Source organism: Bradyrhizobium guangzhouense, from assembly GCF_004114955.1.
In the GTDB taxonomy this organism is placed as follows: Bacteria; Pseudomonadota; Alphaproteobacteria; order Rhizobiales; family Xanthobacteraceae; genus Bradyrhizobium; species Bradyrhizobium guangzhouense.
Genome location: NZ_CP030054.1, coordinates 120,376 through 134,352 on the forward strand (window position 1 = coordinate 120,376; position 13,977 = coordinate 134,352).

Genomic DNA, 13,977 nt, shown 5'->3' on the forward strand with positions numbered 1-13,977 from the left:
GCATGACCGCCTGGAATACTCAACCACACCACGAGGCTGCACACGTTGAAGAACATTCTAATTGTTGGTGTTTTCATCTCCTTGAGCGCGGTTAGGGCGCTCGGCGCCACTCTAGAGCTGCCATCCACGCCTTATACTTACACAGTTCTGGATCAGGATCTCGCGGCCGCACTGCAGGAGTTCGGCAACAATTTGAATATTCGAATCAATGTCAGCACCCATGTAAAGGGGCGGATTCGCGGGCGCATGCCGGATCTCGCGCCGCGAGATTTCCTCGAACGCGTGACCACTCTTTATAATCTTCAGTGGTACTATGACGGGCTGGTGCTGTACGTATCCGACGCGCACGAGGCGGAAAGTCGCCTGCTTGTCTTAAACCCGGTCACTTTCGATGCATTCAAGGCGGCACTCGATGCACTCAAAATTTCCGATGAACGCTACGTCGTGAGAGCCGCACCGGAAGATGGACTGGTCTTCGCTTCTGGTCCGCCTCGCTTCATCGCGCTCGTCGACCAAATGCTCAACGGCCTAGTGGCGGAGGCCCAGGCGCGACGAACTCTTACGACAACCGCAAAGCCGGCGCCCGCGTCGGTCTTGATGTTGTTTCGGGGCTCCTCAAGTACGGTTATTCGTGATGGACGACCGGAGGGACCTGTTTTGCCCGAGGCGACGCATCAAGATAACGTGGCTCACGCGCCCGGCCCAAGCCAGAGATGAATTGGACAGCAAAAGTCGCTTACAACGGCGCTCAATGCGGTCGCGGCTTTCTTTGTGAGCATGTTGAAAGCTGATGCTGTCGGCATGAGAGCCCGAGACCTAGACGGTGATGCCTTCAACTGGAAAGGTGGGCAGCATCATTCTTGCGCTGGCTACGGCTTTAGCTCCACTCAACGATCGACGATCTCAACCGTTTGAGTACATTTGCCGGCAAACGGTGACTGATCCCATAATGCTTCATGGCGCTGACGGAGCAGACGCTAACCCTCTCGTAACGGGCCGTAAGCGCGCCCACTCGCCATCGCCAGACGACGCGGCAGTATCATTTAATTTTGTTGCACGAACCCGCGCCGATCTTCCGCGGATTGCAGGCCCGAGTTCCCATTTTTGCCATCTGCCGCGTGAGGACGCGACGGAGTGGCAGACACTTTTGGGGGGATGCGGGTATTGCGCAACACCGCATTCATGTCCGTTCGCGCATTCCGCTGAGCGCCGTCAGCTTCTCGAAAGCTAACTCCCGCTACTATAAAAGGGGGTGAATATCTAGCAGGCAATGAGCCTGTTGATCGGGACCTGAGCACTGGACGCTCACTCAGCCGCCGGGAGCAGCCGCCAGGAGTTGTTGGATCTGCCCATCAACACTTGGTGTTCGTCGCGAACTCGGGCTGCACGGTGTGACAGGACGGTGGCGCAATCTCACAGCACAGGATGTATAATGTCAGTCAACAACCTATCCCTCGCCGCCAACTCGAACGTGGCTTTGTCCGGGCTTGCCCCCGGGCTCACTCCGGCGCAAGAGCTGTCAAGTTTCGAGGCGGTGCTTGCGAGCTACGCCTTAAATGACACGACCGGCGATCATTCCGCACCACAGGATTCGGCCTCGGAGTCGACTAAGAACCTGACGGAGGAGCTCATACAGCTGACGGGGAATATCGTGCCACCCGACGTTAGGGCTGCATTGGACGCAGAAGCGTATAGCCAGCCCCCGCAGTCAACCTCTGCTGCGGCCTCCACTGCGATTGCAGCGGCGCCAGTACCCAGCTCACGGATTACATGGAACAGTGGCACTCTGACTGACACCGAGTTGCAGATTGTGTCGGTGCTGAACCGTCATAAAGATAAATGCCCCCTAGATTGGAAGTCGCTCGTAGATTTGGCGACGGACCCCTCCACACCGCCGGATCTGAAGACGGCGATCGAAGCATTGCAGCAGGATCCGGAGCTCTTCTATGCGATAGGCTCACAAGGCGATGGCCGCTGCGGGGGGACAATCAAGGCAGGAGATCTCTCCGGCTTCTCCGATCATCACTCACAAGTGGCTGCATTCCAGGAGCAGCAGGCGCGGCGCTACGAGCATAACTACGTTCCGTCGGACGGCACCGGAAACGGCCAGCCCTGCGTTATGACCCAGACCGACGCACTGCGTGAGCTCTATCGCTATTCTGATAATTTGCCCAAGAACCTGAGCCTCGCGGATTTCAGGCAGATCGTTGATGGCGAGGCTAAAACGGGTAAATGCCCACCTCAGGTTCTCGCAGCCGCGAGATACTTCCTCAATCATCCAGAGGAATGGAAACAGTTGTATGGCGGCTCGGTAGATAAGGTCCACAAAGAGGACTTCTTGCAGATGGCTTCGTCATCGATGAACCTCACGCATGCCGAGTTGGATACGCTAGGTACGATCAATAAGAACCAAGCGGCTTTTTTCGGGAAGGGTGACCTGACCCGGGAGACGCTCACTAGTATGGTCGATGACAAGAGTCTCGCCCCGGACGTGCGAAAGGCGGCCTCCCAGCTGTTGTCGGATCCTCTCTTGTTCGGATTGCTGAACAACTCGATCACAGGCTACAAGACCCACCACAAGTTCTTCGACTTCGGCGGCGGCCATACGGTCGATTCCGGCAACATCAGCAGTAACGATTTCACCCATTTCTTCAGCAACATGTCCGGCGCGAACCGCACCGCTCACCAATTGAAGCAGCACGCTGTTCAGCCGGCTGCCGACCAGGCGGCCGTCAAGGACATGATGACGGGCGTGGCGGACCAGCCGGACGTCAAGTCACCCAAGAAAAACGGAGGTGCCTTCATGCACGCCTTTGATGAAGTGCTCAAGGTGGGCTCCAACGTGCTTGACTGGGCTGCGACGGCAGTTGGTGTACTCGGCTTCATTCCAGGTTTGGGGGAATTGACCGATCTCGCGTCAATGATACTCGAGAGCGAGGCGCAAGCAGCAAATCTTCTGCACACAGCCATCACAGGCGGCAACATAAAGCAGGCGCTGGAAGAAGCGGGACTCAATCTTGCGGCACAGGCGGTGGGTTGTATCGGCGGCCCGGAGGTCAAACTAGCCATGCGCGAAGGCTTGACGAAGCAGGCAATTCAAGAAGCCGCGACGGCCGGCGTCAACCTTCCGGTCTCGATGGCACAATCTTACGCGGAGGACTATTTGAACTCCCTAAAGGAGCGGATTGAGTCCGCGGACATGCAAGCTGCAGGCGTTTACAGCTAGTCAGAGTGACTTGGGGCTCTCGGCTCACAACTGCGTGGCTAGACGAGCTTGCGCAGCCCTCGTGCGGTTGGGTCTCCACTCCAAACCGGTAGGGGCTCGCAAGCTTTGCCAGCATGTTCGAGCTCCTTACCCACATCCGACGACTTTGCTTCGCCGGTTTTCACCATGGCCCGCTTTATGTTTGGCTGGACTCGACCGGTGCTTCGAGAGCAGCCCCAAATGCGGCACGTCGTCGCAACAGTTCGATAGGCGGCCGTCCGGTTCCAACAGCCGACGCTGAACTTGTCGACTTTCTTAACACCGGGACAGAACGAGATGATGTCGACGAGAAGGCACACGCCGCACTGAGATGCGCAATAGGGCAGAACGAATGAGACCAAGGGCGACCGCTCGAGGCTTGCCCTTTGCCCGCTCAGCGGGAAAGTGCTCGATGACGCTGAGGGCTTAGCAGACTTGGCGGATTTGCCTTGACGCTCTAATCGCTTCAGCACGCTTAACATTCCAGGTCGTGTTTGATCCGATCTAGGCACATCGCCGCCTGCGCTTGGCAGGGAGAAATGTCTTAATGCCTTACCTGATGGAGATGCCGCCGGCGACGGCGAGCGGGACGTTATAGCATCTCGGCCTCAAAGCCTGATGATCAACGAGACCGCCCGATCAACCGGCTTCATAACATGATCGTCTTTCTTGGTGCCAACTGTCTGATCTCCACACGTGGCCGATGCACCAATCACGTCGAATTCGTTAATCCGCCAAAACCGGTTGAATTTCTGAGATCCGTCAGCTTGTCGAAAGCTAATGCTCGCACAGTGAGGAAAGCCACGACGGCATGACCACCTTGACATAGGAGACGCCTTTAATGCGCATTCCGAGTTCAAGCGCCACTGCGCGCGTTGCTCCTGACTTCCATGCTGCTCGTGGTGACAAGAACGGCTCCCGCACACCCGACGACAATGACAATCATGGTCAATCGCCTGGTACAAGCAGCGCTGGAAATGGCACGTCAACTCCGGACAGTAGCTCGCAAGAGGCCGCGTTGCGCCAAGCATTCAACGCCGCTCTCGGAGCCGCGGCTGTCCAAATGGCAAGTAATGCAATGGCTCGTTTCCATGAGGCCATTAGCGAGGAGGATTCCTGACGCCGGATGTTGCGGCGTCGGGAAATAGGAGCCGCCAGGAGCGGCGACACCCGAACACACAGGAGAACAATATGCCTTCTAAAATTGGTGCGACTACTGCCTCGGTCGCAGGGGGGGCCGCTGGCACCGCTACGGCCGCAGTTGGTGCTGCAGCTGCTGAAGTCACCGGAGACGCCGCTTGGCACGCCCAAATCGCCGCTCTGACTGCTGAAACCACCAAAGCGACTGAGAGGGATGTGCAACTTCGCATCGTTTCAACAGAGCTCACGACGATCAAGAAGGTCGCCGACGAGCGGGTGCAGTAACGGAGGAGGTGGGACGACGTCGTCGTTCCACCTTTCTTCGCCTGCGTAAGCTGCAAAGCTCGCAACGAGCCGTACGGCTCTCTCGCTGTTCAGGAGACCGTCGACCGTGAATGAACCACACTCCCTGCATTTCGAGGTGCTGTCGGGGCTTTACTCCGGGCTGACCGGCAAATTGGGCTTTGGATCGAGCCTGATTGGTAGCGACCTGGATGCTGACTTGGTTTTCATCGAACAAGGGCTCGAACGTCATCACTTTCGTATCACCCCCCATCACAATTCGATTGAAATCGAGCCTCTTGCGCCGCAAGTAAGGATAGAGGGACAACGGGCACTTCTCCCGAACGAGCGCGTTGCTGTTTCTCTTCCCGCCGTCATCCATGCGGGCGAGATGTCCATCCGTTGTTCCATAGAGGATTCCAAACAAGCTGGCTCCATCAGCCGCTGGCTCGGATCGACCGCGGTACTCGCCTCTGTCCTGATCAGTTCCGTCGCGGTCGGCGCCGTCTCAACGAGTTTCGTCGAGACGGACAGCGCTGTTGACGTGAACGCCGACTTGCACCGTAACGTCGACGTTGCACCTAAGCTGGCGCCCAACGCTCCTGATGCTCCGACCGCCGAAGCAGCTGCCACACGGCTGCAAGAGGAAGTTGATCGAGCGGGCCTTTTTGATATCAAAGTCCGATCTGAGCCGGGTGTTGTCGCTGCTGACGGTACCGTAACGCGCGCTTCTCTCCCAAAGTGGCGGGAAGTTCAAGAATGGTTCGATCGCGATCGAAAGGACGCATATGTTCTCGTCAATGCAGTCGCCATCAGGGAGGAGAAGACGCCGTCCTCGATTTCCGTCGAAGCCGTTTGGCGAGGAAGTGAGCCATATCTGGTCATCGCTGGTCAAAAGTATTTCGTGGGCGCGCTGTTGAATAACGGATGGACCGTCAATGGGATTGAGGAACGACGTCTGCTGCTGAGCAGGAACGGCCGGCTTGTTGCCCTCCCCTATTAGAGTTTCAGCCCGCGAATAAGGAGGAAAGACTCATGACTAGGCTGTCTGAGCATTCGCTTGAGCCCGGCGCCTCTTTTGAGGAGCTCAAGGTCGACGACAACCCACCTGCTATTACGCCGGCGACTGCTAGAGCCACGGAATCCGCAATCGAGAGAACTCATGCAAATGGTGGCAAGAGCTTCGCGATTTTCCAGGATGATCCCCCGCAAGATCTGCCTGTTGTCTCCGCGATCGTAACCGCACTGGACCTTACCTCTATTGATCCCGTTTCGCGCGTCAATGTCAACGAGGCGCGCGGCGAGATTGGTGAGATCAAGCCAGGCTCAGAACTTGCTTGGCTTAATGGTCCCAGTCTCGCGGACAACCTGCTCTCCTTTGTCACGCCGCGCCTATTTCATTCGCATGTTTTGCGCCCAGAGAAGCAGGGCATTCTTCTCGAGCGTTTGGCCGATACGCTCTCGGCCGCGCCAGAGAGTTCGGTGTCTCGTGAAGACCTCGCGATTGTGCAGTTGGAGCTGCGACGGTTAATTCTGCTCCGGCAGAATGACAACGGTTTAATCAAAGGCTAGCAATGGCCGCGCCTGACGGAGAGCAACACCTCACACCTGCTCCGCCGCCACACTTATCACGTGCCGGTGAGGTTTTGCACATCACAAGAAGGGAGCGTGATTTGCTCTGCGCGCTTTCGTATGTCCATCTTGCCTGCGGTCAGAGCGCACAGAGCCTGGCTCTGTTGCAAATCGTAGCTCACGAACATTCTTACGACGTCGAGCTGCTCCGCATTCTGGTCTACGCTCTGATCTCGGAGGGCCACGGTGACGACGCATTGGCGGCACTGGACAGGTTAGACAAGCTTGACGACGACCCGTCTTCGCGCCTGCCTTTGATGGTCTTGCGCAGTCATGCGCTTCGTCAGGCCGGCCGCATGGCCGAGGCACGCGCACTCTTCAAGAGCTATGTTTCATTGCGGAGCGCTGCTCCAATCAAACAATAACAGGCTTCTCATGGCCAATACCCTGCATAGTCTCATCGTGCGCGCACCAGCTAACCCAGATTTGATGGTCGCGTTGATGCTTCTTCTGGCGATCGGAATGATGATCATGCCGATCCCGATCGTATTGATCGACATGCTGATCGGCTTCAACCTCGGCTTTGCCATACTGCTGCTGATGGTGGCCCTGTATCTCAAGACGCCGCTTGACTTTTCGTCCTTGCCAGGCGTCATCCTGATCTCGACCGTCTTTCGCCTAGCGCTTACCGTCGCGACGACGCGGTTGATTCTTGCGGAGGGGGATGCCGGCAGCATCATACATACATTCGGCGATTTCGTTATATCCGGCAATATCGCTGTTGGCATCGTCATATTCCTCATTGTGACCATGGTGCAATTCATGGTTCTCGCCAAAGGCGCAGAACGGGTCGCAGAAGTGTCGGCGCGTTTCACGCTCGACGCGCTTCCGGGCAAGCAGATGGCAATCGACGCGGAACTGCGCAACGGGCACATCGATCAGAACGAATCTCGCCGTCGGCGAGCGGCGCTGGAGCAAGAGAGCCAACTTCACGGCGCTATGGATGGCGCTATGAAATTTGTGAAGGGCGACGCCATCGCCGGGCTCATAGTTATCTGCATTAACATGCTGGGCGGCATCACAATCGGCTTGCTCTCCAAGGGCATGCCCCTGGAGGAGACGCTGCATCAATATACGATCCTCACCATAGGTGATGCGCTAATTTCGCAGATCCCGGCTCTGCTGCTGTCAATTACGGCTGCAACCATTGTCACTCGTGTCAATGGTCCTTTGCAGCTCAATCTGGGTGGCGATATTGTCAGCCAACTGACGGCCAGCACGCAAGCGCTGCGGTTGGCCGCCGGCGTCCTGATTGTGATGGGGCTCGTACCGGGTTTCCCTTTGCCTCCGTTCATCATGCTGGCCGTACTCTTCGGCGCGGCGAGCTTTGTCAATGTTGGCGTGCAGCGCGCCAAGAACGCCGCCAAGACGGAGGTCAGTAGCGCCGGTACGCCTCAAGCTCCATCGCAGGGTCAGAAACAGACCTTGCCTGCAGAGGCCCTTCCAATCGCGCTGTTCCTCGCACCAAACCTTGCAGGTGCAATCGACAAAGAGGAACTCGAGCAGGCAATCGTGCGAATATCGACACTGGTCTCATCTGATCTTGGTATCACAATTCCGCGCATACCAACCAAGATAGACCAGCTTTTACCTGAATCGCAATTCAGGGTAGACGTTGAGGGAGTGCCCGTTGGGCGAGATTTTGTGGATCCGACGCAACTCATGCTCAACGACGACGTAGCGAATATTGAATTGAGCGGTATCCCCTTTCGGCAAGACGTAGAGACAAATCGGATTTGGATCGAACAACTTCATGCGCCGGCTCTCAAAGCAGCCGGGATAGGGTATCACCGTCCGAGCGAAGTCGTCGCCTTGCGCGTCCAGTCGACATTGATGCGCTATGCACAGCGCCTGGTGGGCATTCAGGAGACCCGACAATTGCTGGGCCGAATGGAGCAGGAATATGCCGATCTGGTGAAGGAGGTGCTGCGCACGATGCCGGTTCCCCGGATCGCCGATGTCCTGCGCCGCTTACTGGACGAGGGCATCCCAATTCGCAACACTCGCTTGGTCCTGGAGGTGTTGGCAGAATGGAGTGAGCGCGAACAAAATGTTGTGTTGCTTACCGAATATGTTCGCTCCGGTCTGAAACGGCAGATCTGTCATCGCTATGCCAACGCCCACCGTGTCGTGGCAGCCTTTATCGTAGAGCGCCACACCGAGGATATCGTGCGCGGTGCGGTGCGCGACACCGCCGTGGGTCCTTATCTCGTTTTGGACGATTGCGATAGCGAGATGCTGCTTTCGCAGTTTCGCAAGATCCATTCGAGCATCGCACGCGGTCAGAGCCAACCCGTCATTCTGGGTTCGATGGATATCCGGCGTTTCGTCCGGGGTTTTCTCACCCGCAACGGGATCGACCTTCCTGTTCTTTCGTATCAGGATCTCGCTGCGGATTTTACGGTTCAGCCGATTGGATCCGTCAAGCTAGAGGCTTCACAACATAAGACTTCCCCAGGAGAGCGTCGTGACCCGATCGCCGCAACCAGCTAACAAAGGCACAGCAGTGGTCGTGAGATAGCAGTTGAATTTATGTAAAATGAATGTCTGGCGGCGGTTGTTCTCACTTGATCCGAAGTTATACTCAGCCATCCTCGCTCCGCTTGCCATTCTGCTACTCGGAGGCTGCGCGAGCTCGCCTAAGCCCAGTCCTTCATCGCAGCAAGAGACCGCTCCAGAACGCTAGGCGACAAGGATATCGATCCTGCTATGCGCGACCGCATTGCCTACGCTCTCCAAGCGGACGCTGACGAGGAGACTTTTCGCGAAACGTTGAAACAACAACCGGGCAAGGTCAATGCGGCGATTCCTCTGGCGCGTGCCCTGCTGGTGCGCAAGCGCCCGGATGAGGCGCTTGATGTCCTCGACAAGGTCTTGCTCGCGGTCCCTGCAGACCTGCGCGCCCTGAATTGCGAAGGGAGTTGTGCTTGACAGTGAAGGACGTCACCGTGAAGCACAAGCGCTATATCGGCAAGCTCTCGCAACGACCCTCGATAATCCGATGCTGCGCAACAACTTAAAGCTGTCGCTCGTACTTAATGAGAAGGCCAAAACAGGAAGCGCGAGCCTACAGCAGTTTTAGCCGCCCATCAGGGGGCGCAATCTCGCTAGCGCCGTTGCTCGCTAACGATACATTTCCTGCAGGGTTTGGTAGGTTGAGCACGGCTCAGCCTGCATCCGCTGGGGTCCTTTTTCGGCTAACGGGTTAGTCGCGAGTCAATGTGCAGATGCTCTCTTATCCCCGAGGCTTGGGATTGCGTGTGCTGGTTCTGACACTCATGTCTGTCTTCCAGCGACCTAGTGTATGCGATGGAGAGAGCATTTGCTGGTTTTTCTCTACAGCAACGCCGAAGAAACATTACGCACGACGCAAGCAATTCGCATTGCTTGTCGCACCGGCCGCCGACGAACAACTTGATGGTATGCTCAGCACGAGGTGGCTCGACATCTCTCCAGATTTGGCGTCTTCGATCGAAACGGCCGAAGACACACCATCAGATTCGCTCCTCAAACGGAAATCACTTTGGACCGTTCTGATGGTGGACATTGGCGCACACCGCGACTGGGCTGGAAACCGGCACGATGACGCGTGGCCCCCATGGCGTCAATCCGCGAATGATTCCTCCTCTCCGGATGCAAATGGAAAGCCCCGGCTCGAAGCCGGGGCTTTTGTTGAGCTATCATCGCCGCGCAACTCTCATAGACCACGGTGCGGTTGTTACCAGGGATCTCATCCGGTCAAAGCGGTCGGCTTCGACCCGCCGAGGACTCAACGTAAGCCGACAATGTCGACTTACGTTGCTCCACCGCCCGCCGCGACACGAACGCTTGCAGATCCGCGCTACATAAAGTCACCGTCCTCGTCGGAATCTGCTGCAGCTTCAGTATCACTGTCCGCTTTGGAGAGATAGCGCCGAGAACTAGTTGCACGTTGCCATTCACCATCGCTGTTTAGCTCCCACTTTCCGGACTGGGTGGGATCGAGCACCATGTCGTCCTCATCCACTTCAACGAACCCCATTGCTTGCGCGCGGGCTTTCGCTTCTGGATTAGCAGGACGCCAATTCACCAACGGTCGTTCGCCGTCTTGCCGAAGTTGGTGCTCGAGCAGAATATCGCCAGCATTCGTGACAAGCGGATGAGCCACCTGAAAGTCGACAACTGAGGTGACTTCACTTCTTCCGGGGAACTGGTCTCGCCACCTACCGCTTTCGAACTCAGTCATGCTGAATCCGCGTTCAGTCCTTTGCAGGCCGACGCTCATATTTCCTAACTGGTAGCTGTAGTATCGGGCGTCCTCGGAATCTCTTCTGACGGCGTACTTCTCGGCAACCTCTACCGTGCGCCTTGCTCTTTCAGATACAAGCTCAGAGTATTCGTGAGGATTGTTGGCGATTCGATTGATAGCTTCCCCATGATAGTTCCGCGCCTCTCTCCTGAATGTCGCTTGATCGATCTCAACCACGGGTGGCCTTGCAAGGAGGGCATATTGCGGATGCGAAGATGAGCTGCCGGCCGAATCTTGCAACTGCATTCTAGCGAACGCGTCCGCGAAGTCTTGGCTTTCGCAATTCGAATGCTCCGCATCTTGCCGATAATAAGTTTCGTTCTCGGAAAAATTGTTGATTCGACCGTACATGATGAGCACTCTCCTATGGTTCACATGTCTTGCATTGTGTCGGGCCGCTGACCAACCCACTCGTAGACCCCTAAGCTGTCCATACTCTGACACCAGCCTATAAATGGAAGGGACCTGCTGCTGCGCGGTGCTGGTCAGCGAGTACAGTTTCGGCGCCATGCCTCGGAACCGGTTGATGAGCGCCGTAACGAACAGGCCTCGCCTCCGCTAGGGCGAGGACCTTCCGAATAGAGTTGCATCATCCAAGCTCGCTCCTCCTCAGCATAGGATTAAATCAGACAATTCCCCTCTGACGATGTCGATTCGGGAGAAACAACAGGCTCTAGATCGAGATCTTACTTGGCCTGTTTGGATCGTGGTCGAGTAGCTCAGCCATTTGGCTTTCGCCCTCACAGATCCGGGCAGGCGGCTTTCCCGCACCCGGCTCTTCCCGAGAGTAACCCGCGTCATATCCGCGCCTGCGCCCAAGTGCGAGTGATGCCCGGACCGGGCAGACGGAAGTGTGTCGTCAGGGTCTCGAACTCCGACCAGCCCATGCGCCGACTTTTCTGGCTACGCCGTCTCAGACAGCGCATCCACGTCCGACGCACTTCGCGGTAGAAGCCGTTGAGCGCTGGATAATTGTGCGGCCTGCCGTAGTAGCCGTAGTGTCCACGCAGAACAGCGGCGAACCACTGGTGCTGCGTGGCCAGTGACTCGTGCATGAGCCGCCAGGCGTCCTGGCGCAACGCCGTCAGCTTGCGCGTCAGGCGTTTCCCGTCCGTCTTGTGCTTCACCATGAACCGGCCGTCCCGGGTCCGCCCGCAGTAGTGGGTGAAGCCGAGGAAGGCGAAGGTCTCGGGCCGCCGCTCGCCGCGCCGCTGACGCGAGAGGGCCTCAAACCGGCCAAACTCGATCAGCCGCGTCTTGCCCTCATGAAGCATCAGGCCAAAGCTGGCCAGCCGCACCTTGAGGGCCAAGAGCATCTCCTGCGCATCCGCCTTACTCTCGAAGCCCATGACGAAGTCGTCGGGCATAGCGCACGGTGCGACCGCGTGCATGGCGACGGCGCCATTGGTGGGCCCAGAGATCGAGGACGTAGTGCAGGAAGACGTTGGCGAGGAGCGGGCTGATGCCCGCCCCTTGCGGAGTACCCCTGTCCGTTTCTTGCTTCTCGCTGCTCTCCAGAACACCGGCCCGCAGCCACAGCCCAATGAGCCGTAGAATGCGAGGATCGGCGATCCTGTGCGCCAGCATCCGCAACAGCCACTCGTGGTCGACCGAGTCGAAGGAAGCGGCCACACACTACCCATCGCCATGATATCCCAGCTTCGGTGACGATCACGCGCAAGCGTCACGCATTCGAAGGTCAGGCGTTGGCCGTGATCGGCACCATTAGGCGGCGCGGCGTCCGCTATCTCCTCACAGTTCTGCCAGATGGCAGTCGGTCGTTGATTCCGGCGAGTTGGACCGATTGGAAGGTTGAGCCGCTTGGAGGCACGCCGCCGACCGATGACGCTGTCCACGATCTCGGCAGGCTCGGTGATTTGCTCCACTTGCGCAAGCTCGTCGACGCTCTTTGCATCGGGGGTGCCGAGTCGGCGCCGTGCAAGGAGAGTCGCCATGCAATTGAACCTGGAGTTTTTCGATCAGCCCGATGTTCCACCAAGCGCGCCAGCAGCGTGGGACCAAATCGACGAAGCCGCCCGCATGGCGGCAATCGAGATTCTGGCGCGCCTCATTGCACGCCTGCTCCCGGACGACCTGGCGATGGAGGCAAGCGATGAGTGAGCGCGTCAAGATTACGTCAAGTCATCTCTCTCGACAGGCTTTCGTCTATCTGCGCCAATCCAGCGCCGCACAGGTCGAGCACAACCGCGAATCAACCGACCGGCAATATGCGCTTGCCGGCAAAGCGCGTGACCTCGGCTGGCCCGATGAACGCATCATCGTTATCGACGAGGATCTTGGCCTCTCCGGTTTGGGCTCGGTGGCGCGTTCGGGCTTTGCCCGCCTCACCGCCGAAGTGGCGCTCGCGCGCGTGGGCCTGGTGCTCGGTCTCGAAGTCTCGCGGCTCGCGCGCAATAACGCCGAATGGTACCGCCTGATTGATCTGGCCGGATTTACCGACACGCTGATCGGCGATGCCGACGGCATCTATCATTCGGCCGTCTTCAACGATCGCCTCTTGTTGAGGCTCAAAGGCACGATGAGCGAAGCCGAACTGCACGTGCTGCGGGCTCGCCTCAACGGCGAATCCGCAACAAGGCGGCGCGGGGTGAACTGCGCCGCGGGCTGCCGGTCGGCTTCGTCTGGGGCGAGGCTGATGGCGAGGTCCGCTTCCATCCTGACGAAGCTGTCGTCATCGCCATTCGCAGTGTTTTTGCACGCTTTGCCGAGATGGGATCGGCGCGTCGCGTTTGGCTCTGGTTTCGTTCCGAGGGGCTCACGTTCCCGCTGCAGCTGCACGCCCGTGCCCAGATCCGTTGGGTCGAGGCAAGCTACACCGCCATCCACCAGGTCTTGACCAATCCCGTCTATGTCGGCGCCTATATCTATGGCAAAACGCGTCAAGAGACGATTCTCTTTAGCACTGGTGCCCGCAAGAGGCGGATTCGATTCTTGCCGCGTTCCCAATGGCAGGTTCTCATCCCCGAGCATCATCCAGGGTTCATCGACTGGCAGACCTATGAAGCAAATCAGCAACGTCTCGCCGCGAACACGCGACCCCAGCCGCACAAGGGCGGCGGCGCCGTGAGAGAGGGCAACGCCCTCCTGCAAGGTCTTGTCAGTTGCGGCCATTGCGGCCGCCGCCTGCACACCCACTATCGCGGACGCAATTCTTCGCCAGGTTATCACTGTGCTGGCAAAGTGCTGGTCGAGAACCGAGGCGTTTACTGCCTCAATATCGGCGGCGTTCAGGTCGATGACGCCATCACCCGGGCGTTCATTGCCGCGTTGGAGCCCGCCAAACTGACCGCGACACTCACCGCCGAGAGGGAGGCGACGGGAAGTCTAGTGTAGTGAACACCTAACTTTCGTGCGCTAGTGTCGGGGGCCG

14 protein-coding genes and 2 pseudogenes are annotated in these 13,977 nt (G+C 57.9%); 13 read left to right on the forward strand and 3 right to left on the reverse strand.

All coding sequences use genetic code 11. From position 1 onward, the window contains the following. Window positions 1-45: 45 nt before the first annotated feature. The 8 genes from XH91_RS34585 (at window position 46) to XH91_RS39555 (ending at window position 9,229) form a co-directional block, all read left to right on the forward strand. The gene (locus XH91_RS34585) at window positions 46-717 is read left to right on the forward strand and encodes a nodulation protein NolW (protein ID WP_128929720.1); all 672 of its coding nucleotides are present in this window, start codon (window positions 46-48) and stop codon (window positions 715-717) included. A gap of 715 nt (window positions 718-1,432) precedes the next feature. Further along, window positions 1,433-3,226: an HrpF/NolX family T3SS translocon protein gene (locus XH91_RS34590; RefSeq protein WP_128929721.1), complete on the forward strand. Its 1,794-nt coding sequence runs from the start codon at window positions 1,433-1,435 to the stop codon at window positions 3,224-3,226. 1,209 nt (window positions 3,227-4,435) lie between these two features. Further along, a complete protein-coding gene (locus tag XH91_RS34595) occupies window positions 4,436-4,669 on the forward strand; it encodes a hypothetical protein (RefSeq protein WP_128929722.1) in 234 nt (77 codons plus the stop codon). A 106-nt stretch (window positions 4,670-4,775) separates the two neighbouring features. Further along, a complete protein-coding gene (locus XH91_RS34600; RefSeq protein WP_128955094.1) occupies window positions 4,776-5,669 on the forward strand; it encodes a SctD/MshK family protein in 894 nt (297 codons plus the stop codon). A gap of 32 nt (window positions 5,670-5,701) precedes the next feature. After that, window positions 5,702-6,238, forward strand: a complete 537-nt coding sequence (locus tag XH91_RS34605) for a hypothetical protein (RefSeq protein WP_128929724.1) — start codon at window positions 5,702-5,704, stop codon at window positions 6,236-6,238. 2 nt (window positions 6,239-6,240) lie between these two features. After that, window positions 6,241-6,663 carry a histidine kinase gene (locus XH91_RS34610; protein ID WP_128929725.1) on the forward strand — a complete coding sequence of 141 codons (423 nt, stop codon included), beginning with the start codon at window positions 6,241-6,243 and terminating at the stop codon, window positions 6,661-6,663. 10 nt (window positions 6,664-6,673) lie between these two features. Then, complete coding sequence (gene sctV / locus XH91_RS34615) at window positions 6,674-8,791, forward strand: type III secretion system export apparatus subunit SctV (RefSeq protein ID WP_128929726.1); 2,118 nt, start codon at window positions 6,674-6,676, stop codon at window positions 8,789-8,791. Window positions 8,792-9,007: 216 nt separating this feature from the next. Beyond that, window positions 9,008-9,229 carry a tetratricopeptide repeat protein gene (locus XH91_RS39555; protein WP_232995594.1) on the forward strand — a complete coding sequence of 74 codons (222 nt, stop codon included), beginning with the start codon at window positions 9,008-9,010 and terminating at the stop codon, window positions 9,227-9,229. A gap of 910 nt (window positions 9,230-10,139) precedes the next feature. Here the strand turns inward: XH91_RS39555 and XH91_RS34625 are convergent. The 3 genes from XH91_RS34625 to XH91_RS39560 form a co-directional block, all read right to left on the reverse strand. Further along, window positions 10,140-10,937 (reverse strand): effector protein NopP, encoded by a 798-nt coding sequence (locus tag XH91_RS34625; RefSeq protein ID WP_276575808.1) that lies wholly within the window; start codon window positions 10,935-10,937, stop codon window positions 10,140-10,142. A gap of 446 nt (window positions 10,938-11,383) precedes the next feature. Beyond that, window positions 11,384-11,953 carry an RNA-dependent RNA polymerase family protein gene (locus tag XH91_RS34630; protein ID WP_232995595.1) on the reverse strand — a complete coding sequence of 190 codons (570 nt, stop codon included), beginning with the start codon at window positions 11,951-11,953 and terminating at the stop codon, window positions 11,384-11,386. Beyond that, on the reverse strand, window positions 11,919-12,173 hold the full coding sequence (locus XH91_RS39560; protein ID WP_232995652.1) for a hypothetical protein: 255 nt from the start codon (window positions 12,171-12,173) through the stop codon (window positions 11,919-11,921). Before XH91_RS39560 ends, XH91_RS34630 begins: the two co-directional genes overlap by 35 nt. Before the next feature lie 77 nt (window positions 12,174-12,250). Between XH91_RS39560 and XH91_RS40345 the strand changes: the two are divergent. From XH91_RS40345 to XH91_RS39575, 5 genes and pseudogenes are all read left to right on the forward strand, one after another. After that, a pseudogene (locus XH91_RS40345) lies at window positions 12,251-12,484 on the forward strand (hypothetical protein); the annotation flags it as partial. 55 nt (window positions 12,485-12,539) lie between these two features. Then, on the forward strand, window positions 12,540-12,707 hold the full coding sequence (locus XH91_RS39150; protein WP_164933827.1) for a DUF2309 domain-containing protein: 168 nt from the start codon (window positions 12,540-12,542) through the stop codon (window positions 12,705-12,707). Then, the gene (locus XH91_RS39565; protein WP_232995596.1) at window positions 12,700-13,443 is read left to right on the forward strand and encodes a recombinase family protein; all 744 of its coding nucleotides are present in this window, start codon (window positions 12,700-12,702) and stop codon (window positions 13,441-13,443) included. Before XH91_RS39150 ends, XH91_RS39565 begins: the two co-directional genes overlap by 8 nt. Continuing rightward, a pseudogene (locus XH91_RS39570) lies at window positions 13,344-13,574 on the forward strand (recombinase family protein); the annotation flags it as partial. The gene XH91_RS39565 and the pseudogene XH91_RS39570, both read left to right, overlap by 100 nt. A gap of 96 nt (window positions 13,575-13,670) precedes the next feature. Continuing rightward, a complete protein-coding gene (locus tag XH91_RS39575; RefSeq protein WP_232995653.1) occupies window positions 13,671-13,940 on the forward strand; it encodes a recombinase zinc ribbon domain-containing protein in 270 nt (89 codons plus the stop codon). Window positions 13,941-13,977 lie beyond the last annotated feature (37 nt).